This window comes from Curtobacterium sp. PhB115, from assembly GCF_003752025.1.
Taxonomy (GTDB): domain Bacteria; phylum Actinomycetota; class Actinomycetes; order Actinomycetales; family Microbacteriaceae; genus Curtobacterium.
Window position 1 is genome coordinate 444,353 of sequence record NZ_RJKR01000006.1, and the last position, 20,058, is coordinate 464,410.

22 protein-coding genes and 1 pseudogene are annotated in these 20,058 nt (G+C 71.9%); 17 read left to right on the forward strand and 6 right to left on the reverse strand.

Annotation, left to right across the window (positions count from 1 at the left end; translation table 11 throughout):
* Positions 1-5 precede the first annotated feature (5 nt).
* From EDF19_RS07660 to pucL, 6 genes and pseudogenes are all read left to right on the forward strand, one after another.
* Complete coding sequence (locus EDF19_RS07660) at positions 6-917, forward strand: helix-turn-helix transcriptional regulator (protein WP_123680308.1); 912 nt, start codon at positions 6-8, stop codon at positions 915-917.
* A gap of 46 nt (positions 918-963) precedes the next feature.
* Complete coding sequence (locus EDF19_RS07665) at positions 964-1,803, forward strand: class I SAM-dependent methyltransferase (RefSeq protein ID WP_123680309.1); 840 nt, start codon at positions 964-966, stop codon at positions 1,801-1,803.
* A 181-nt stretch (positions 1,804-1,984) separates the two neighbouring features.
* A complete protein-coding gene (locus EDF19_RS07670) occupies positions 1,985-2,467 on the forward strand; it encodes an FBP domain-containing protein (RefSeq protein ID WP_123680310.1) in 483 nt (160 codons plus the stop codon).
* 154 nt (positions 2,468-2,621) lie between these two features.
* Positions 2,622-3,080, forward strand: a pseudogene (uraD, locus tag EDF19_RS07675) (2-oxo-4-hydroxy-4-carboxy-5-ureidoimidazoline decarboxylase); the annotation flags it as partial.
* A gap of 18 nt (positions 3,081-3,098) precedes the next feature.
* Entirely contained in the window at positions 3,099-3,431 is a 333-nt protein-coding gene (gene uraH, locus EDF19_RS07680) for a hydroxyisourate hydrolase (RefSeq protein WP_123680655.1), read from the forward strand.
* Positions 3,432-3,434: 3 nt separating this feature from the next.
* Positions 3,435-4,352: a factor-independent urate hydroxylase gene (gene pucL / locus EDF19_RS07685; RefSeq protein WP_123680311.1), complete on the forward strand. Its 918-nt coding sequence runs from the start codon at positions 3,435-3,437 to the stop codon at positions 4,350-4,352.
* 26 nt (positions 4,353-4,378) lie between these two features.
* Here the strand turns inward: pucL and EDF19_RS07690 are convergent, their stop codons facing one another.
* Entirely contained in the window at positions 4,379-5,785 is a 1,407-nt protein-coding gene (locus EDF19_RS07690) for a nucleobase:cation symporter-2 family protein (protein ID WP_260217013.1), read from the reverse strand.
* Between the two features lie 114 nt (positions 5,786-5,899).
* On the reverse strand, positions 5,900-6,886 hold the full coding sequence (locus tag EDF19_RS07695; RefSeq protein WP_123680312.1) for an aldo/keto reductase: 987 nt from the start codon (positions 6,884-6,886) through the stop codon (positions 5,900-5,902).
* Positions 6,887-6,932: 46 nt separating this feature from the next.
* On the opposite strand from EDF19_RS07695, the gene EDF19_RS07700 reads away from it, so the two are divergent.
* From EDF19_RS07700 to EDF19_RS07730, 7 genes are all read left to right on the forward strand, one after another.
* Positions 6,933-7,475: a thioesterase family protein gene (locus tag EDF19_RS07700; RefSeq protein ID WP_123680313.1), complete on the forward strand. Its 543-nt coding sequence runs from the start codon at positions 6,933-6,935 to the stop codon at positions 7,473-7,475.
* Between the two features lie 9 nt (positions 7,476-7,484).
* Positions 7,485-9,065, forward strand: coding sequence for an FAD-dependent oxidoreductase (locus EDF19_RS07705; RefSeq protein ID WP_123680314.1), 1,581 nt, complete (start codon positions 7,485-7,487; stop codon positions 9,063-9,065).
* Between the two features lie 126 nt (positions 9,066-9,191).
* On the forward strand, positions 9,192-9,779 hold the full coding sequence (locus tag EDF19_RS07710; protein ID WP_123680315.1) for a YdeI family protein: 588 nt from the start codon (positions 9,192-9,194) through the stop codon (positions 9,777-9,779).
* 79 nt (positions 9,780-9,858) lie between these two features.
* Positions 9,859-10,740, forward strand: a complete 882-nt coding sequence (locus EDF19_RS07715) for an aldo/keto reductase (RefSeq protein ID WP_123680316.1) — start codon at positions 9,859-9,861, stop codon at positions 10,738-10,740.
* Between the two features lie 178 nt (positions 10,741-10,918).
* On the forward strand, positions 10,919-11,521 hold the full coding sequence (locus EDF19_RS07720) for a PadR family transcriptional regulator (RefSeq protein WP_260217014.1): 603 nt from the start codon (positions 10,919-10,921) through the stop codon (positions 11,519-11,521).
* Positions 11,518-12,246 carry an ABC transporter ATP-binding protein gene (locus tag EDF19_RS07725; protein ID WP_123680318.1) on the forward strand — a complete coding sequence of 243 codons (729 nt, stop codon included), beginning with the start codon at positions 11,518-11,520 and terminating at the stop codon, positions 12,244-12,246. The genes EDF19_RS07720 and EDF19_RS07725 overlap by 4 nt, the downstream gene beginning before the upstream one ends.
* Positions 12,243-15,062: an ABC transporter permease gene (locus EDF19_RS07730; RefSeq protein WP_123680319.1), complete on the forward strand. Its 2,820-nt coding sequence runs from the start codon at positions 12,243-12,245 to the stop codon at positions 15,060-15,062. The genes EDF19_RS07725 and EDF19_RS07730 overlap by 4 nt, the downstream gene beginning before the upstream one ends.
* 78 nt (positions 15,063-15,140) lie before the next feature.
* Here the strand turns inward: EDF19_RS07730 and EDF19_RS07735 are convergent, their stop codons facing one another.
* On the reverse strand, positions 15,141-15,578 hold the full coding sequence (locus tag EDF19_RS07735) for a hypothetical protein (RefSeq protein WP_123680320.1): 438 nt from the start codon (positions 15,576-15,578) through the stop codon (positions 15,141-15,143).
* A gap of 112 nt (positions 15,579-15,690) precedes the next feature.
* Between EDF19_RS07735 and EDF19_RS07740 the strand changes: the two genes are divergently transcribed.
* Together EDF19_RS07740 and EDF19_RS07745 are read left to right on the forward strand one after the other, a co-directional pair.
* A complete protein-coding gene (locus EDF19_RS07740) occupies positions 15,691-16,284 on the forward strand; it encodes a helix-turn-helix domain-containing protein (protein ID WP_185022739.1) in 594 nt (197 codons plus the stop codon).
* Positions 16,281-16,517: a hypothetical protein gene (locus tag EDF19_RS07745; RefSeq protein WP_123680321.1), complete on the forward strand. Its 237-nt coding sequence runs from the start codon at positions 16,281-16,283 to the stop codon at positions 16,515-16,517. Before EDF19_RS07740 ends, EDF19_RS07745 begins: the two co-directional genes overlap by 4 nt.
* 85 nt (positions 16,518-16,602) lie before the next feature.
* On the opposite strand, the gene EDF19_RS07750 is transcribed toward EDF19_RS07745, so the two are convergent.
* Complete coding sequence (locus EDF19_RS07750) at positions 16,603-16,923, reverse strand: DUF952 domain-containing protein (RefSeq protein WP_148071057.1); 321 nt, start codon at positions 16,921-16,923, stop codon at positions 16,603-16,605.
* A gap of 53 nt (positions 16,924-16,976) precedes the next feature.
* On the opposite strand from EDF19_RS07750, the gene EDF19_RS07755 reads away from it, so the two are divergent.
* A complete protein-coding gene (locus tag EDF19_RS07755; protein ID WP_123680323.1) occupies positions 16,977-17,519 on the forward strand; it encodes a TetR/AcrR family transcriptional regulator in 543 nt (180 codons plus the stop codon).
* Between the two features lie 147 nt (positions 17,520-17,666).
* Here the strand turns inward: EDF19_RS07755 and EDF19_RS07760 are convergent, their stop codons facing one another.
* Both EDF19_RS07760 and EDF19_RS07765 read right to left on the reverse strand, forming a co-directional pair.
* Positions 17,667-18,338, reverse strand: coding sequence for an SDR family oxidoreductase (locus EDF19_RS07760; RefSeq protein ID WP_123680324.1), 672 nt, complete (start codon positions 18,336-18,338; stop codon positions 17,667-17,669).
* Positions 18,335-18,733: a cupin domain-containing protein gene (locus EDF19_RS07765; protein ID WP_123680325.1), complete on the reverse strand. Its 399-nt coding sequence runs from the start codon at positions 18,731-18,733 to the stop codon at positions 18,335-18,337. The genes EDF19_RS07760 and EDF19_RS07765 overlap by 4 nt, the downstream gene beginning before the upstream one ends.
* 120 nt (positions 18,734-18,853) lie before the next feature.
* Here EDF19_RS07765 and EDF19_RS07770 point away from each other — a divergent pair, with 120 nt between their 5' ends.
* On the forward strand, positions 18,854-20,014 hold the full coding sequence (locus tag EDF19_RS07770) for a sorbosone dehydrogenase family protein (RefSeq protein ID WP_123680326.1): 1,161 nt from the start codon (positions 18,854-18,856) through the stop codon (positions 20,012-20,014).
* Positions 20,015-20,058: the final 44 nt, after the last annotated feature.

Consider the following 20,058-nt stretch of genomic DNA (forward strand, 5'->3'; position numbering starts at 1 on the left):
TCCCCATGGGTATCGACGTGCGCAACGAGATCCGCGACTTCCTGTCCTCACGGCGGGCGCGGCTCACCCCCGAGCAGGTCGGCATGCCGTCGTTCGGTGGCGGTGTCCGACGCGTGCCCGGCCTGCGTCGGCACGAGGTCGCGATGCTCGCCGGCGTCAGCGTCGACTACTACACACGGCTCGAGCGGGGATCGCTGAAGGGCGTCTCGGACAGCGTGCTCGAGGGGCTCGCGAGTGCCCTGCAGCTCGACGAGGACGAACGCGTCCACCTGTGGGACCTCACCCGGCTGGCGAACTCCGGCGTCAAGACCATGCACCGGAACGTGCCCACCCGGGTCCGCCCCGGCGTGCAGCGGCTCCTCGACGCCATCACCGGAGCACCGGCGTGGGTGCGGAACGAGCGCGGTGACGTCGTCGCGACGAACGAGCTCGGCCGGGCGCTCTACTCGCCGATGTTCGCCGGGCCCGGTCGACCGGTGAACACCGCCCGCTTCACGTTCCTCGACCCGGCGGCACGGGAGTTCTTCCCGGACTGGGCGCAGACCGCGAAGGACGCCGTCGCCGTGCTCCGCGCCGCCGCGGTGTCGAACCCCTGCGAGCCCGGGCTCATCACGCTCGTCGGCGAGCTGTCCACCCGCAGCGAGGAGTTCCGCGGCTGGTGGGCCGCGCACGACGTCCGGCTGCAGCGCACCGGGAAGAAGCGCATCAGCCACCCGATCGTCGGGGAGCTCCAGCTCGTGTTCGAGGCACTCGACCTCGTCGCCGACCCCGGCCTGACGATGTTCTCGTACTCGGCCGAGCCCGGCAGCGAGTCGGAGCGGTCCCTGGCGTTGCTCGGCAGCTGGGCCGCGACCGAACGCGCCGAGCGGTACGCGGCACTGCGCGAGTCGGAGTCCGAGTCCGAGTCGGTCGACTGACCCGCGCCGAGGCCCGTTCGGCGGCACCCGACCGTAGGGTGGAAGCGTGACGAGGACGACGGACGGATCAGCGGGGGACGCCGACTACGCCCGCATCGGTGACGGCTACCGGCAGTACCGCCGCCCGGAACCCACCTTCGCCCGGGCGATCGTCGCAGCCCTCGGCGACGCACGGACCGTGCTCAACGTCGGCGCCGGCGCCGGGTCGTACGAACCGACCGACCGCGAGGTCACCGCGGTCGAGCCCTCGGCCACGATGCGCGCGCAGCGGCCGGACACCCTGCCCACCGCGATCGACGCCACCGCCGAGCACCTGCCGTTCGCCGACGACACGTTCGACGCCGCGATGACGACGTTCTCCGTGCACCAGTGGAGCGACCTCGAAGCGGGGCTGGCCGAGATGCGCCGGGTCACCCGCGGCCCGATCGTGATCCTGACGTGCGACCCCAGCCGGGTCGAGGACTACTGGCTCGCCGAGTACGCGCCCGAGGTCATGGCGACCGAGGCCCGGCGGTACCCCGCCCTCGGCCGGATCGCCGACGCACTGCCCACCGACACCGTGACGAGCACCCCGCTGCCGATCCCCTTCACCTGCGTCGACGGGTTCTCCGAGGCGTACTACGCCCGCCCCGAACGGCTGCTCAACCCCGGTGCCCGTGCGGCGAACTCGGCCTGGAGCTTCGTCGACGAGCTCACCGCGAGGCGTTCGGTCGCCGCACTGCGAACCGCCCTGGAGTCCGGCGAGTGGGACCGGCGGCACGGAGCGCTGCGGATCCGCCCGTCCTACGACGGGGCGCTGGTCCTCGTCACCGCGGAACCGACGAGGGCGCCGACGGCTGGCACGTCGACCGCTGGCACGTCGACGGCTGGCACGTCGACGGCTTGACACGTCGACGTAGGCTGGTCGGGTGAGCTTCCAGGAGGTGGTCGGCGCCCCTATCGCCGGCATCAGGGCGTGAGGCCCCTGGTCGTGCCCTCGGGCGCGGCCACCCTCGTCGAACCCTGACCTCCTCCGCCCGGTGCGGTGTGCGTCCGCACACCCCGGGTCTGCTCGAAAGCGAACCACCATGCTCCCCATCACGGAGAAGACCCTCCGCACGTCCTTCGTCAACGCCTCCCGCAAGGAGACGTCCGACATCACCCTGCCCACCGACTTCGACACGATCGACTGGGACGCCCTCGACTTCCTCGGCTGGCGGGACCCGAAGATCGGTCGGCGCGCGTACGCCGTCGTGCCGACGCTCGAGGGTCCGCTCATCGGCATCCTGTTCCGGCAGGCCGAGGCCTCGTCCCGGTCCCGGGCGCAGTGCTCGTGGTGCCAGGACGTGAAGCTGCCGAACGACGTCGTGTTCTACAGCGCGAAGCGGTCGGGGCCCGCCGGCCGGAACGGCAACACCGTCGGCACCCTCGTGTGCCAGGACTTCCAGTGCTCCCGCAACGTCCGGAAGCTCCCGCCGCCGGCCTACGAGGGCTACGACGTCGAGGCCGCCCGCCTGCGGCGGATCGAGGACCTGCAGCTCCGCGCAGCGTCCTTCGCCGCGGAGGTCTAGTCCCCGACGCCCCTGCAGGACGGCCTGGAGGCGCGGGGCGGGGCCGCCACGCGCCTCCAGGCCGTCACACGCGACCGTTTCAGAGCCGCGGGTCGCGTTGCGGGGGAAACCGCCCGGTAACGCGGGTGAAACGGGCGTTCCATAGCCTCGGCACATGGACCTCGGCGACCTCGACGACGCGACCGCCCCCGATGCCGCAGCGGTGGTCCGGGGGTGGGCCGACGTGCCCGAGTGGGTGGACGCCCTCGTCGCCGCGCGCCCGTTCGGTTCCGTGCCGTCGCTGCTCGATCGTGCCCGGACGCTCGCCGCGTCGTGGGGAGCGTCCGAGCTCGACAGCGCCCTCGGAGACCACCCGCGGATCGGGGACCGGCCGACCGATGCCGCGTCCGCGTCCGAACAGTCGTCGATGCGGACCGCAGCGGACGACGTCGCCGGACGCATCGCCGACGGCAACGCCCGGTACGAGCAGCGCTTCGGACGCGTGTTCCTCGTCCGGGCCGCCGGGCGGAGCCCCGAGGAACTCCTCGCCGAACTCGAGCGGCGGCTCGGCAACGACCCGTCGACCGAGACGCAGGAAGCCGTGGCAGCCCTCGCGGACATCGCCCTGCACCGCATCCGGTCGACCTTCGGCGTGCCGCACCTGACCACCCACGTGCTCGACGCCACCACCGGCACCCCGGCGGTCGGCGTGGGCCTGACGCTCAGCACCGTCGACGGCACCGTCGACGGCACCGTCATCGCGTCCGGCACGACCGACGGGGACGGCCGTGCGGCACTCGGACCCGACGTGCTCCCGCGCGGCGACCACGTGCTGCGGTTCGAGACCGGGGCGTACTTCGCCGCTGCCGGTGTCCCGACCTTCCACCCGTTCGTGTCCGTGGCGTTCACCGTCACGGGCACCGACCACCTGCACGTGCCGTTGCTGCTGAGCCCCTTCGCCCACAGCACCTACCGAGGGAGCTGACCCATGCCGGAGACGACCGTCCACCTGGGACCGAACAAGTACGGCAAGGCCGAGAACCGCCTGGTCCGCGTGACCCGGCACGGCGACCGGCACGAGATCGCCGACCTCACCGTGACGTCGCAGCTCGTCGGCGAGGCGTTCGCGGGCTCCTTCACGGCCGGGGACAACTCCCGGATCGTGGCCACCGACACCCAGAAGAACACCGTGTTCGCGCTGGCGAAGGAGCACGGGGTCGGCGCTCCCGAGGACTTCCTCGCCCTGCTCGCCGACCAGTTCACGGGCGAGTTCGACTGGGTCGAGGGCGGGCTCTGGCAGGCCGAGGTGCACCCGTGGGAACGCATCACGGTCGACGGGCAGCCGCACGACCACTCGTTCCGCCGCACCGGGACGGGCACCCGTCTGGCGACCGTGCACGTCGAGGGTGGCGAGCGCCACGTCACCGGCGGGGTGAAGGACCTGGTCGTGCTGAAGTCGACCGGGTCCGAATTCCACGGGTTCCCGCGGTCACGGTTCACCACCCTGCCGGAGACCACCGACCGCATCATGGCGACCGAGGTCACGGCGCGGTGGCGGTACCTGCCCGCGGCCGTCGAGGCGGGGATCGACTACGACGGGCTGTACGAGGAGGTCGTCGCCGTGATGCTCGAGCAGTTCGCGACGGTGCACTCCCTCGCCCTGCAGCAGACCCTGTGGGAGATGGGTCGGGCGGCGATCGAGCTCCGACCCGAACTCGCCGAGGTGCGGTTCGCGATGCCGAACAAGCACCACTTCGTCGTGGACCTGTCGCCGTTCGACATGACGAACGAGAACGAGGTGTTCATCGCCGCCGACCGGCCGTACGGGCTCATCGAGGGCACCGTCGTCCGGGACGGCGTGGCAGATGCCCCCACGGCGTGGGAGCACCTGCCCGCCTTCGTCTAGGTCCCGTGCGGGCCACTTTCGAGCCGTCAGTGCGCTTCTGCCTCGGTGGGGAGGGCGATCGGGGCCGTCGAGCGGACCCCGTCGTGCGAGCTGACCAGCGGGTCCTCGCCGAACCGCTCCTGCACCGAGCGCGACCCGAGCAGCAGGTTGAGCAGGATCGCCGCGACCGCTCCGGCCGAGATCCCCGAGTCGAAGACCAGCGTGAACCAGGTCGGGAACTGGCCGTAGATCTCCGGTGCGACGGTCGGCAGCAGGGCGATCCCGAGCGGCAGCGCCACGACGAGCACGTTCCGGTTGTCGAACCGCACCTTCGACAGCGTGCGGATGCCGCTCGCCGCCACCATGCCGAACAGCGCGACACCGGCGCCGCCGAGGACCGCGTGCGGGATCGCCTCGACGACCGCCGCGACCTTCGGCACCAGGCCGAGCACCACGAGGATGCCGCCGGCCGCCGTCGCGACGTACCGGGAGCGAACCCCCGTCAGCGCGACGAGCCCGACGTTCTGCGCGAACGCCGTGTACGGGAACGTGTTGAACACCCCGCCGACGACGGTGCCGAGTCCGTCCGCGCGCAGACCGTCGGCGAGCGTGCGCTTCGACACGGGACGCCCGGTGACCTCGCCGACCGCGATCATGTCGCCGGTGGTCTCGGTCATGATGACGAGCCCGACGACGAGCATCGAGACGATCGAGGCGAGGTCGAACGTCGGCAGGCCGAAGTGGAACGGCGTGACGAACGCGAACCAGCCCGCGTCACCGATGCCCGAGCCGTCGACCATGCCGGGCACGAAGAGCGCCACGACGGTGCCGAGCAGGAGCCCGAACAGGACCGACACCCGTGCGAGCCCCCGTGGTGCGAACCGCTCCACCAGGACGATCGCGAGCAGCACCCCGGCTGCGAACGCGACGTCGAGCGGGTCGGCGGCACCGTCCTTCCCGCCGTCGGTGACCCATCCGGCCGCGACGCTCATCAGCGACAGACCGATGATCAGGATGACGGTGCCGGTGACGATCGGTGGGAACAGCCGCACGAGCTGCGCGAACCAGGGCGCGACGACCACCATGAAGACCCCGCACGCGATGGTCGCTCCGTAGACGGCGGTGATCCCGTGCTCGGAGCCGATCGCGATCATCGGACCGACGGCGGCGAAGGTGACGCCCTGCACAAGCGGCAGCCGGACCCCGAAGCGCCAGAACCCGACCGACTGCACGATCGTGGCGAGGCCCGCGACGAACAGGTCGGCGCTGATGAGGAAGGCCAGGTCGGCGCTGTCGAAGCCGAGCGCGCCGCCGACGATGAGCGGGACGGCGATCGCGCCCGCGTACATCGCGAGCACGTGCTGCAGTCCGAGCGGGAGGAGCCTGGCGAGTGGTGGGACGGTGTCGACGCCGTCCTCGGTCGGTGTGGTGCGCGCGGGCTTCGTGGTCGTCATGGCGTCCCCTTCGAGCGGTGGTTTCCCTGTGCTCCGGACGCTATGCAGCCACTGTTTCCCCGCGATGTCGGGCGTGCGACGAGTGGGTCACCCGGCGCACGCCCGAAACGCCGGTCAGCGGCCGATCGTCGACATGTCGGGGTAGCGGTCGCCCGTCGGGACCGGCAGGGCGGAGAGCCGCTCGACCTGGTCGGCGGTGAGGGCGAGGTCGGCGGCACCGACGTTCTCCTCGAGCCGCGAGACGCGCTTGGTACCGGGGATCGGGACGACGTCGTCGCCCTGGGCGAGCAGCCACGCGAGGGAGACCTGCGCCGGGGTCGCGTCGGCCTCGGTGGCGATCTCCTTGACGGCGTCGACGATGCGCATGTTCTGTGCGAACGCCTCTTCCTGGAACCGGGGGTTCGCCAGGCGGAAGTCGTCGGAGTCCAGGTCGGACGGCTTCGTGATCGCACCGGTCAGGAACCCGCGACCGAGCGGCGAGTACGGAACCAGCCCGATGCCGAGCTCGCGCAGAGTGTCGAGCACGTCGCCCTCGGGGTCGCGCGTCCACAGCGAGTACTCGCTCTGCAGGGCCGTGATCGGGTGCACGGCGTGGGCCTTCCGGATCGTCTCGGGTCCGGCCTCGGACAGCCCGATGTGCCGGATCTTGCCCTCCTGCACGAAGCCCGCGAGCTGCCCGATGACGTCCTCGATCGGCACGGCCGGGTCGACGCGGTGCTGGTAGTAGAGGTCGATGTGGTCAGTACCGAGACGGCGGAGGGAACCCTCGAGCGCTTCGCGGACGGACTCCGGGGCCGAACTGATCCCGCGCTGCGTGCTCGGTTCGGCTTCGCCGGGTTCGTGGGTGATCAGGCCGAACTTCGTCGCGATGACGACGTCGTCGCGACGGTCCCCGAGGGCACGGCGGAGCAGGTCCTCGTTCGTGTACGGGCCGTACGCCTCGGCGGTGTCGAACAGGGTGACCCCGAGGTCGATCGCGCGGTGGATGGTGCGGATGGACTCCGCGTCGTCGGTGCCGGCGCCCGTGTAGAAGGCGCTCATGCCCATGGTTCCGAGGCCGATGGAGCCGACCTCGAGGTCGGCGAGCTTGCGTGTCTGCATGGTGCAGGTCTACTCCCGCTCCCTCAGGCGGAGGAGGATCACTCCTGTGAACCTGTACTTCCGGCTGTTCCTGCTCCAGTTGCGCGTCCGGCTCCGCCCGACCGTCCGCGGCCGTCGCCCGTCGCTCTGGGACGAGGTGCGCACCCCGTTCCGCGTGACCCTCACCGACCTCGACCCGCTGCGGCACGTCAACAACGGCAAGTACCTGTCGATGCTCGACCTCGGTCGGCTCGACCTGATGCTGCGGTCCGGCTTCTGGCGCGAGATCGCCGAGCGCGGCTGGTACCCGGTCGTCTCGGCGCAGACGATCACGTACAAGCGCTCCCTGACGCTCGGGCAGCGGTTCGGCCTCGTGACGCGGGTGCTCGGGCTCGACGACCGGGCGGCGTACCTCGAGCAGACGTTCGTGCGGAACGGGACCGTCGTCGCGCGGGCCGTGGTGCAGGCACGCTTCCTGCGGCGGTCGGGCGGGACCGTGTCGCCGGCGGAGCTCCTCGACGCGGCCGGCGGCACCGATCGGGACCTGACCGTGCCGGAGTGGGTGCACGAGTGGGCGGGTGCCACCCGCATCAGCAGCACAGCGGGGTAGACAGGTCCGGTGACCGAACCAGACCACGAGCGCCGCCGTCCATCGACCACGCGACGCACCGTGCTCGCCGGGGGTGTCGGCCTCGGCATCGCGGGGGTCCTGGCAGCGTGCTCGCGCCCGACACCGTCGCCGTCACCGTCGTCGACGACCAGCTCGCCGGCGACCCCGTCGAGCAGCCCGACACCGACACCGACGCAGGAACCGACCGACGGCGGCCCGACCACCTGGAGTGCACTCGCAGCCGCCGTCTCGGGCAGCCTGCTCCGTCCGGGTTCGACCGGCTGGAACACCGCCCGGCTCGTCGAGAACCCGCGGTACGACGACGCCGACCCCCGGGGCATCCTGCGCGCCACGAGCGCCGAGGACGTGCAGGCCGGCCTCGCGTTCGCCCGGAACACGAACACCCCGGTGGCACTCCGCGCCGGAGGGCACTCGTACACGGGGTGGTCCGCCGGCGGCGCGAGCGGCACCGACGTCCCGCGGTCGCTGGTCATCAGCACGCAGGACCTGGACTCGGTCGAGCTCCACGACGACGACACCGTCACGATCGGCCCCGGTGCCCAGCTCGGGGACGTCTACGCCACCCTGGCGAAGGCCGGACGAGCGATCGGCGCCGGCTCCTGCCCGACCGTCGGCATCGGCGGCCTGACCCTCGGCGGTGGCGTCGGCGTGCTGGTCCGGTCCTTCGGGCTGACCTGCGACCAGCTCACCGGCGCGACGGTCGTCACCCCTGACGGCACCGTGCACGAGGTGTCGGCGAGCGCCGATCCCGACCTGTTCTGGGCGTGCCGGGGCGGGGGCGGTGGAACCGTCGGCGTCGTCACCGCGCTGACGTACCGGACGCAGGCCGCGCCTCCAGTCCTGCTCTTCCGCATCACCTTCGCGTGGTCGGCCGCTGCTGCGGTCGTCAGCGCCTGGCAGGACTGGGCGCCCACCGCCGACCCGAAGCTGTGGTCGACGCTCAAGCTGCTGAACGGCTCGCGGCACACGGCACCGACGGTCACGGTGACGGGGGTCTGGACCGGATCGAAGGCGGGTGCAGACACCTCCGTCGACGGTTTCATCGACGCCACCGGGGCGAAGCCGCTCGCACACACGGCGCAGCAACTGACCTACGGTGCCGCGATGTCGACCCTGGCGGGCAAGGCGCAACGCGTCTCCCAATCGGCGACGTCGTCGATCGGCCGGTCGAAGCTGACCGACGCGCAGATCGACGTGCTGGTCGACCGGGCGGCCGCTGCCGGCGACGTCGACGGGAACCTCGAGGGCGGCGTCGCGCTCGACGCACTCGGCGGGGTCGTGGCGGACATCGGCCGGACCGACTCGGCGTTCCCGTGGCGAGCGGCGCTCATGACCGTGCAGTACACGGCGGTGTTCGCGGACGGGGCGGACCCGGCGCCGTTCGACGCGTACGTCCGGGGCTTCCGGAAGGCGATGCGGCCCGCGTGGGGTGACGCCGCATACGCGAACTACTGCGATGCGGCGATCACGGACCCGTCGGCGTACTTCGGCGACAACACCTCGCGACTGCACCGGATCGCCGAGCAGGCCGACCCGTCGGGGGTGCTGGCGCAGCCGAACTGGGTGTGAGCCGGACTGCCTCCGCGCCCGACTTTCGGGCTGACCGACACTTCTCGCGTCCCGGGCCCCGTGAAGTGTCGCTCAGCCCGAAAACCGGCACGGCCCCGAGCCGCGGCCCGCGCCTACGATGACCGCATGGACATCGTCGACCTCGTGCTGCCGGACGCCGCCGCCTGGCGCTCCTGGCTCGACGGCCACGAGGGCGACCCCGACGGGGTGTGGCTCGTCCTCGCGAAGAAGGGCACGACCGACCCGACGTCGATCACCTACGACCAGGCCCTCGACGAGGCCCTGTGCTCCGGCTGGATCGACGGGCAGAAGCGCGGCCGCGACGAGACCACGTTCCGGCAGCGGTTCACCCCGCGGCGGAAGGCCTCGCTCTGGTCGCAGCGGAACATCGGACTCGTCGCCGCGCTCATCGCCGACGGCCGGATGCGCGACCGTGGCCAGGCCGAGATCGACCGGGCGAAGGGCGACGGCCGGTGGGACCGCGCCTACGCCGGTGCCGCGACGGCCGAGGTGCCGACGGACCTGCAGGCCGCGCTCGACGCATCGCCGTCCGCAGCGGCGCTGTTCGCCGAGCTCGACCGGACCAACCGGTACGCGATCCTGCACCGGATCACGACGGCACCAAGCGCCACCGCCAGGAGCAACCGCCTGACGAAGCTCGTCGGGGGACTCGAGCGCGGCGAGACCCCGTACCCGCGTCCGGAGCGGCCGTAGCGACCCCGTCCGGAGTGGCCGTAGCGCCCGGGGGACACCGACTCAGAAACCGGTCACGAGCGCGGCGTACACCGGGGAGATGACCACTGGTACCGACACCACGAACACTCCTGCCACCGCCTCTGGCACCTTCCGCATCGGTGGCGACCTCGAGGTCCACCGCCTCGGCTACGGCACGATGCAGCTCACCGGCCCCGGCGTCTGGGGACCGCCGAAGGACCACGACGAGGCGATCCGGGTCCTGAAGCGTGCCGTCGAGCTCGGCGTCGACTTCTTCGACACCGCGGACTCGTACGGCCCGTACGTCGCCGAGGAGCTCCTGCACGAGGCGCTGCACCCCTACGGCGACGACGTCGTCATCGCGACGAAGGCCGGACTCACCCGGACCGGCCCGAACGTCTGGCCGCCGGTCGGCCGCCCGGAGTACCTGCGGCAAGAGGCGGAGATGAGCCTCCGCCGCCTGGGCCTCGAGCGCATCGACCTGTTCCAGCTGCACCGCATCGACCCGAAGGTCCCGCTCGAGGACCAGGTCGGCGAGCTCAAGAAGCTGCAGGACGAGGGCAAGATCCGCCACATCGGCCTGTCCGAGGTCTCTGTCGACGAGGTCGAGGCGGCGCAGGAGATCGCCACGATCGTCTCCGTCCAGAACCTGTACAACCTGCAGAAGCGCGACGCCGAGGAGCTCCTCGACTGGTCGACGGAGCAGGGCATCGCGTTCATCCCGTGGTTCCCGCTGGCGACCGGTGGACTGACCGGCGAGGACTCGCCGCTCACCGAGATCGCCGAGCGGAAGGGTGCGACGCCGGCGCAGCTCGCCCTCGCGTGGCTGCTCAAGCGCTCGCCCGTCGTGCTGCCGATCCCCGGCACGTCGAGCGTCGCACACCTGGAGGACAACCTCGCCGGCGCGACGATCGAGCTGACCGACGACGAGTTCGAGGAGCTGTCGAAGCTGGGTTCCTGACCCCGGGTCGCGACCACGGGTCGCGAACGCGACGACCCCACGGACGGGAGGCACGGTGCCAGCTGACACCGTGCCTCCCGTCCGCTCTTCTGCCCTGTCCAGATCCGCGCTTGCGCACGCATACCGCGTATGTGCATACTCAGTATGTCCAAGGCGGACCGACGAGGGGGGAAGTGTCATGAGCGTACGGATGGGCGTACTCGCGCTGCTGGTGGGGGGACCCGGCTACGGGTACCAGCTCCGGGGGGAGTTCGAGCACCGCACCGGCGGGAGCTGGCCGCTGAACATCGGCCAGGTCTACACGACCCTCGACCGCCTGGAACGCGACGGCCTCGTGGCCCGCGGCGACGCCGACGACGACGGCCACGTCGTCTACACGGCGACCGACGCGGGTCGCGAGGAAGTGTCGCGCTGGTTCAGCGAACCGGTGCCCGCGAAGCGCGGCCGCGACGAGCTGGCGATCAAGTTCGCGCTCGCCGTCACGGTGCCCGGCGTCGACGTCGCCCGCCTGGTGCAGGTGCAGCGCGGCGCCGCGATCCGGAACCTACAGGACCTGACCCGGCTCAAGCGCACCACCGATCCGTCGTCGGACCTGGCGTGGTCGCTCGTCCTGGAGTCGATGGTGTTCCAGGCCGAGGCCGAGGTGCGGTGGCTCGACCACGTGGAGTCGAGTGTGGCGCGGTACCGACCGGACGAGCACCCGGCTGCCGGTTCCGATGCGTCAGCGTCGACTTCGGCGTCGACTTCCGCTTCCGCTTCCGTCGCGCGGAGTGCACGGTGAGCGCCGCCCCGCTCCTCGAGCTCGACGCGGTCAGCGTGCACTACGGCACCGGTGCCAAGGCCGTCACCGCGCTGGCCGGCATCGACCTGACCGTGCAGCGCGGCGAGATGGTCGCCGTGATGGGCACCTCCGGCTCCGGCAAGTCCACGCTGCTCGCGTGCGCCGGCACCCTGCTGCCACCCACCAGTGGTGAAGTCGTCATCGACGGCGCCTTCGTCTCGGACCGTCCGGCGCGGGAGCTCGCAGCGCTCCGTCGACGGCTGGTCGGGTTCGTGTTCCAGGACTTCAACCTCATCCCCTCGCTCACCGCGGTCGAGAACGTGGCGCTGCCGCTCGAGCTCGACGGCTGGAAGGCGTCGCAGGCCCGTCGTGCCGCGGAACTCGCACTCGACAACGTCGAGCTCGGCCACCGCACCGACGCCTACCCGGACGACCTGTCCGGCGGGCAGCAGCAGCGCGTCGCGATCGCACGCGGGGTCGTCGGCGAGCGCCGGCTGGTGCTCGCGGACGAACCCACCGGAGCGCTCGACTCGCAGACCGGCGAGGTCGTGCTCCGCATGCTCCGACGCCACGTCGACGCCGGCGCCGGAGCGCTGCTCGTGACGCACGACGCCCGGCACGCCGCGTGGGCGGACCGCATCGTCTTCCTGCGGGACGGCCGCGTGGTCGACGAGACCGTGTACTCGGGCGTCGAACTGGCGCTGTCGGACCGGACCGCCTCGTGAGCCGGCGTCGGCGTGCCGACGCCGGACGGACCCCGTTCGCACTGCGCCCGGCACTCCGGCTCGGTCGACGGCTCGCGTTCGCGAAGGCCGGACGTGCTGCGCTCATCGTGGCGCTCATCGGCATCCCCACCGCGGGCTTCGCCGGCGTGGCCGTCGTCGTGCAGTCCACGCAGCCGACCACCGCCGAGTCGCTCCGGTACGACCTCGGACACGCGGCGGCGCAGATGCGGGTGTCCGGTCCGGACCTGCCCGGCATGGTGCAGGACCCCGTCCAGTGGCAGTTCACGGACTCGAAGCGGAACAGTCCGGTGACGAAGGCCGACGAGGACTCCCCGTTCACGAACGTGCTGTCCCACGTGCCCGACGGCGCGCTCTCGATCCCGGTGGGCAGCACGCCGGTGGTGCTGAACGGCCCGAAGGGTCCCGTCGGGCTCACCGCGGACGAGGGCAGCGTCTGGGACTCCTCGCTCGACGGCCACTGGCGGGTGCTGCACGGCACCGCGCCGGCCGACCGGGACCAGCTCATGGTGACCCCGGCGACCCTCGACCGGCTCGGCGCGGAGATCGGCGACACCGTCGACCTCGTCGACCCGGTCACGAAGCGCTTCACGATCACCGGCACGATGCGGGACCTCGGCACGGACCCCGATGCGCAGGGCGTCTTCCTGCCGTGGGGCACCACGCTGTCGACCACCGACACGACCGACGACGTCGGACTGTCCGACGTGTCGGTGTACCTGCCGACCGACGCCCCGACCTGGTCCGAGATCCGGGCCCTCAACGCGCACGGGATCGTGGTGCAGTCGCGCCCAGTCGTGCTCGACCCGCCCGACGCTCGCCTGCCCGGCGGGCAGATGAGCTCCTCGATCGGCTGGTACCTCGGTGCGATGGCCCTGCTCGGCGTGTTCGCGATGTTCGAGGTCGCGCTCCTCGCCGGCGCCGCGTTCCTGGTCGGCACGCGGGCGGACACCCGTTCGTACGCGATCGTCACGAGCGTCGGCGGCGACAAGCGGTTCGTCCGGGCGATCGTCGCCGGGTCCGGCCTGGTGCTCGGCGTGACCGGTGCGGTGCTCGGCGCGGCCGTCGGCACCGTCGTCGGCGTCATCGCGTACCGGGTGATCGACAACGGCAACGTGACGACGTTCCCCGGCCTGCACGTGCCCCCGGTCCTGCTGCTGTCCATCGCCGCCGCCGGGGTACTCGCCGGCCTCGTGTCCGCGCTCGTCGCCGCACGGTCCGCGACCCGGATCAACGTGCTCGCGGCCCTCCGCGGTTCGCTCCGACCGGTGACCCCCAGCCGTCCCGCGCAGCGCCGTCGTCGGATCTGGGGACCGGTGCTCGTCGTCGCCGGCGCCGTCATGACGCTCGCGTGCGGCGTGGGCGTGCTCATGCTCAACGACCGCCCCGTGCAGGAGGACCACCTGGCGTGGGTCGTCGGCGCCGGTGTCGCCCTCGGACCGTGCCTCATGCAGCTCGGCATCGCGATCTGCTCACCGTGGCTGCTCGCACTCGTGGCGCGGATCGCCGGCCACCTCGGCCTGTCCGCACGGCTCGCCGCACGGGACGCCCGCCGGAACCCGGTCCGGACGGTCCCCGTGCTCGCCAGTGTGATGAGCGTGGTGTTCGTCGCCTCCGTCGTCATCACCTGGAGCGCGTCGAGCCACGCCCAGTACGTCCGCGGGTACGAGTACGCCACGGCGGTCGGCGTCGCCACGACCGAGGTCCAGATGACCGACGAGGACGGAGCGAGCGCCGGGCACGACGCGGCGCTGACGGCACACGCTGCCAAGGTCGTCGGCGGTGTGCTCGACCAGGACCGCATCCGGGTGCTCGGTGTCACGGACGGCGGTGCTGGCGACGACCCCGCGACGGTGACGATCCCGCACCGGTGGTCCGGCCACGACTGCCCGACGACCGACACCACGTCCTGCTCGATCTACCTGGAGAGCGGGGACTCGATGGCCCCGCACATCTGGACGGGCACCGTCGACGACTACGCCGTGCTCACCGGCCACCGGCCCTCGTCGGCGGTTCGCGACGCGCTCGAGGGCGGGCAGGCCGTGTCGCTCTGGCCGGAGTACGCCCGCGACGGCGCCGTCCGCATCGACACCTTCCACGACCGCACGTGGGAGAGCCCGACGATCACCGAGCGCACCCAGCCCGATGCGAGCGTGTCGATCCCGGCCGTCCTCGACGTCCAGTCGCCGCGGATCCAGGTCGGCGTCTTCATGACGAAGGCGACGGCAGCGCACTACGGCGTCCCGGCCGTCGACGGCATGCTCGTGACGCAACTGGCCGGCGAGATCACCCCGGAGCAGTGGGACGAGCTGAGCTCCGCGTGGCAGAGCTTCGGCGGCTCGGACCGCGACCGGTGGTACGGACCCCAGTTCTTCTACGAGGCCGGTCCGGTCGACAGCGGGGCCATCATCCGGGCGATCGTGCTCGCCCTGGCCGCCGCCGTGACGATCGGTGCGACGGCGGTGGCCATCGGACTCGCCCGCTCGGACGGCCGACGCGACGACGAGGTGCTCGACGCGATCGGTGCGGCACCACGGCTCCGGCGTCGGGTCTCCACGTGGCAGGCGGCGATCCTGGCGTCGGTCGGCGCGGTGATCGGGACGCTCCTCGGGCTCCTGCCGATCCGTGCGCTGACCCTGCGGTTCGGTGACGGGCCGGTCGGCACGAGCCACATGCCGTTCGTGCCGGACTGGCCGGTGCTGGCGCTGCTCGCGATCGGTCTGCCGATCCTGGTCTCGGCCGGGGCGTGGCTGACCGCGCACGGTCGGCGTCGCGTCGCGGTGCGTCGGGCGCACTGACGCCTGCGGGCCCGGGGTCCGGTCAGGCGCCGGGCTCGGCGCGTCGGGCGCACTGACGCCTGCGGGCCCGGGGTCCGGTCAGGCGCCGGGCTGCACGACCATCAGCACGGCGACGGCGACCCACACCAGGTTGAACAGGCCGACGAGCGCCGCGAGCTTCCGCGGCGACCGCTCGGTACCGTTGCCGCGCAGGACCTCCCGCTGTTCCGGCAGCACCCACAGTGCGAGGACCGCCGCGGCGACGACGGTGAGCCCGATCGAGACGAGGAGCCAGGCCTCGTCGAGCGCGCCGACCTCGAACGCGAGTGCCATCCCGAACGTGGGCACCGCCAGCGAGACGATCGAGTAGACGTGGCAGATCCGGTGCAGGACCCGGGCGACCGCTCGTGCGCCCTGGTCGTCCGGATCGGCGACGAGCGCCCGCGCCGGCTTCGCGAACATGCCCCCGGCGACCGCGACGGGTCCGAGGGTGAGCAGCGCCGCCAGGACGTGCACGGTGAGGAGGACGCTGAACATCCGGACCAGCCTAGAGCTCCACGCGAGGGGCGGCAGCCGGTCACCACAAGTGCAAAGACACCGCTGCAAACATATGGTTGCAAAGACTTCTTTGCAGTCGTACGCTCGGAACATGGCAACCGAATCTCGCGTCCTCGACCTGCCGTCGATGAAGGCCCTGAGCCACCCGCTGCGCTCACAGCTCTTCAACGAGCTCGCTGCGCACGGTCCGGCGACGGCCACGACGCTCGCCGAGAAGGTCGGTGAATCAACCGGCTCAACCAGTTACCACCTCCGCCAACTCGAGAAACACGGCTTCATCGAAGAAGCAGTGGGACGCGGCACGGGCCGGGAACGCTGGTGGCGCCGCACCCCGGTCGCCGTGCACTCCGGCGGCACGGACGGCCCGCAGTCGCCGGCCGGCATCGCCGCGGCGAGACTGCTCGCATCGGGATCGAACGAGTTCTCGGAGCAGGTGATCCGCGAGTTCATCGCGCGCGACCAGGAGACGATGTCCCCGGGCTGGCGCGACGCGAGCGATCTGTCGGTCGCGATCCTCCGCCTGACGCCCCCGGAGGTCCGCGAGCTGATGGACGGCATCCACGCACACATCGACACATTCCGCCAACGGCATGTCCTCGACGACGACAGCGATCCGGAAACGGAACGCGTCTTCGTCCGGCTCGCGGCGGTCCCGATCTTCGACGACGAAAGGCACGACTCATGAGCGCCGCACTCCACCTCACCGAGGTCGGCCCGGTCGAACGGACCGCCCACCGCATCGGGCTCGCCCTGCTCCGTTGGAGCGAGTCACGGGCCGCACGCGTCCACCCCGGACAGCGATCGGCGACGGTCGCCGAGCGGACGTCCGCGCGGCTCGCACACGAGGAACGCGACGCCCTGGAGGCACGACACCGTCACTGGGACGAGCTCACCGCCGCCACGCCCCGGCTTCGCTGACCCCGCTCACTTCGTGAGCAGGAATGGTCGGGTCACAGGACGGGACCCGACCATTCCTGCTCACGATGCCGGTCGGGGAGCCGCACTACCTCGGCAGCGGGACCTCCGCCACGACGACGTCGTCATCCATCGGCACGGCGCCCAGGACTCGAGGACTCCCGTCGACCCACTCGACCAGGACCCCGGCGGCCGCGAGACCCGCGACGCTCAGGTCGATCCGGAGCAGCGGCAACGACAGGTCCGCGTACCGGTCGGCGACGACCGCCGACACCCGGTCCGGAGTCGTGGCCCGGACGTACCCGCCGGGCTCCAACGGCACCCCACGGGTCGCCACCTCGTACTCACCGAAGCCCCGGCTCATCTCCCAGTCGTCGGCGATCGCCACGTGACAGACCACATCGGTCATGGACCCTCCTCGGTAATGAAACGGGAGCGTATCATTACGGCTAGGATGGGTTCGTGAACAAGCGTGGACGTCCGACCGCCGACGAACGGGCCGCTCGTGACGACCGGATCCTGGACGTCGCGACCGATCTGTTCCTCGAGCACGGCTTCGCGGGCGTCGCTCTCGACCGCATCGCCGCCGAGGCCGGCGTCACCAAGCGGACGCTCTACACGGCCGTCGGGGACAAGCCCGCGCTGCTCCGGGCGGTCGTCCGACGACAGCACACCTACGAGGACGCACCCGCCGCCGACCTGGAGACCACCGCCGCGGCGATCTGCGGCGCACTGCTCTCGGACCGGGCCGTCGCGCTGCACCGGCTCGTCATCGCCGAGGCACTCCGGTCACCCGAGGCCGCCCGCGAGTTCCTCGACGCCGGCCCGCTCGCAGCGCAGGACGCCCTCGTCCGCGCCGGTGCCGCGCCGGGGACCGCCGCCGAACTGTTCACCCTGCTGCTCGGGGAGCTCCACCGCGAGCGCCTGCTCGGCCTGGCCCCCGCGCCGACACCCGCCGAGGTCGCCGCGCGGTCAGCGCGGGCGCTCGCGGTGCTCTCGACGTGACCACCTGACGGGCAGGAGGCCCGTGCCGGCGTCGCCACGGGCCTCCCGGCCGTCAGATCGTGAGCAGCAATGGTCGAGTGCCGTCGGCGGACCCGACCATTGCTGCTCACGAAGCGGCGCGGGACGCGAAGCGGCGCCGGGCCGCGCTCAGCCGAGCTCCGGCAGGGGCTCCGCGTACGTGCGGAACTCGCCGCGCTCGGTGTGGATCGCCCACAGACGATCCGCGATGGACTCCCCGGAGTGGTCGGGCTGCCCGTCGTCGATGCCGAACGGGATGATGAGCTGGCCGACGTGCACCTGCTCGTCACGGACGGCGTCGTGCAGGAGCTGCGCGTAGGCGCTCTCGGCGGCGAACGCGACCGAGGTCCCCGTGACCCGGGCACCGGGCCGGACCGCACTGCCGCCGTTCACGAACAGGATCGTGCCGTGGCCGATCGACCGCATGCCGGGCAGGACCTGGCGGACCGCGTTGACGGAGCCGTAGACCGAGAACTCGATGGGGCCGACCAGGTCGTCGGCCGTCGTCTCGAGCACGGGGCGCATGTACTCCTTGGCGGGGAGCGGGCTGTACTGCAGCACCTCGATGGGCCCGAGCTGCTCGGTCGCACGCTCGAGCGCGGTGCGGAGCGAGTCGCCGTCGCGGACGTTCGCGGCGAACCCGGCGGCGGTGATGCCCTGCTCGCGCAGTTCCGCGGCGAGGCCGTCCAGGCGGTCCTGGTTGCGGGAGACCAGGGCGATCGAGAAGCCCTCGCGGCCGAAGCGTTCGGCGACGGCGAGCCCGAGGCCCTTGCCGGCCCCGATGATGGCGATGGTCGTCATGCGGAGTACTCCTCGTCGGTCACGTGCTCGAGCCAGGTGGTCGTGGTCGCCGGGTCGTCGGCGAGGTCGAGCATCGCGAGGTGCTCCATGTAGTCCGTCGGGGTCGCACCGTGCCAGTGCTCCTCGCCGGCGGGCGTGTAGACGGTCTGGCCCGGCTGGACCTCGATCACGCCGCCGTCCCGGGTACCCATCCGCGCGACGCCCTCGGTGACGTGCAGGGTCTGTCCCTTGGCGTGCGAGTGCCACGCGGTGCGGGCGCCGGGCAGGAACCGGACCTTCGCGACGGTCATCGACTGGCCGTCCTCCTTCGGGGACGCGATGGCGTCGAGCCAGACGTCCCCGGTGAACTGCGCCGCGGGGTTCTTGACCGTCGGCTGCTTCGGTTGGATCTCCATGCTCCCGACGGTAGGCCGGTCGTGCTGCGCGAGACAGGTGCCGGCCGAACCCCCCACAGCGCGTCCAGGACATTCCCGAGCGGAGCGAGTGTGATCGACGCACGAACCAGGAGGCACACCGTGGACCACGACCGCCGACCCCACGCCCGCACCCGCGCCTGGTCCGTCGCCGGGCTCACCGCCGTCGCGGCCCTCGTGCTGAGCGCGTGCACGGGCGACGGCAGCGACGGTACCGGCGGGACGGACGGTGCAGCCCCGACCGCACGGGCCACCGCCCCGGCGGACCTGTCGAGCGGACAGGTCGCACCGGACGGCGACACCACCGACGTGGTCACCGGACTGGCCGCACCGTGGTCGGTCGTCCGGACGGGTGACGACGGCGACGCCCTGGTCAGCGAACGCGACTCCGCGAAGGTGCTCGAACTCCGCGACGACGGGACGACCCGCGAGGTCGGGGCCGTCGACGGGGTCAGCCACGGCGGCGAGGGCGGGCTGCTCGGCCTGGCGCTGCACGACGACGACCTGTTCGTGTACTCGACGGCGGACGACGGCAACCGGGTCCAGCGGTACGAGCTCACCGGGAGCGAGGGGTCGTGGGCGCTCGGCGACGCCACGACGATCATCGACGGGCTGCCCGCGAACACGTTCCACGACGGCGGCCGGATCGCGTTCGGCCCCGACGGCATGCTCTACGCCAGCGTCGGCGACGCCGGGACGAGCAGCGACGCGCAGGACGAGGACTCCCTGGCCGGCAAGATCCTCCGGCTCACCCCGGACGGCGACGTACCGGACGACAACCCGTTCGACGGCTCACCGGTGTGGAGCCTCGGGCACCGCAACGTGCAGGGCATGGGCTGGACCTCGGACGGCACCATGTTCGCGTCGGAGTTCGGCCAGGACACCCACGACGAACTCAACGTCATCGAGGCTGGCGAGAACTACGGCTGGCCCGAGGTCGAGGGAACGGGCGGCGAGGACCAGGGGTTCGTCGACCCGGTGCAGCAGTGGTCGACCGACGAGGCGTCACCGAGCGGGCTCGCGGTCGTCGACGACACCGTGTTCGTCGCGAACCTCCGCGGCGAGGTGCTGCGCGCGATCCCTGCGGACGAACCCGGCACGGCGACCGAGTACTTCGCGGGGGACTTCGGCCGGATCCGCACGGTGCTCGAGGGTCCGTCGGACACGCTGTGGTTCGTGACGAACAACACGGACGGCCGGGGCGATCCGTCGGCGGACGACGACCGCATCGTGTCGGTGCCGCTGACGCGGTCCGCGCCGTGAGCAGCGCCGGGCCGGTCCGCGTCGTGAGCAGCGCCGGGCCGGTC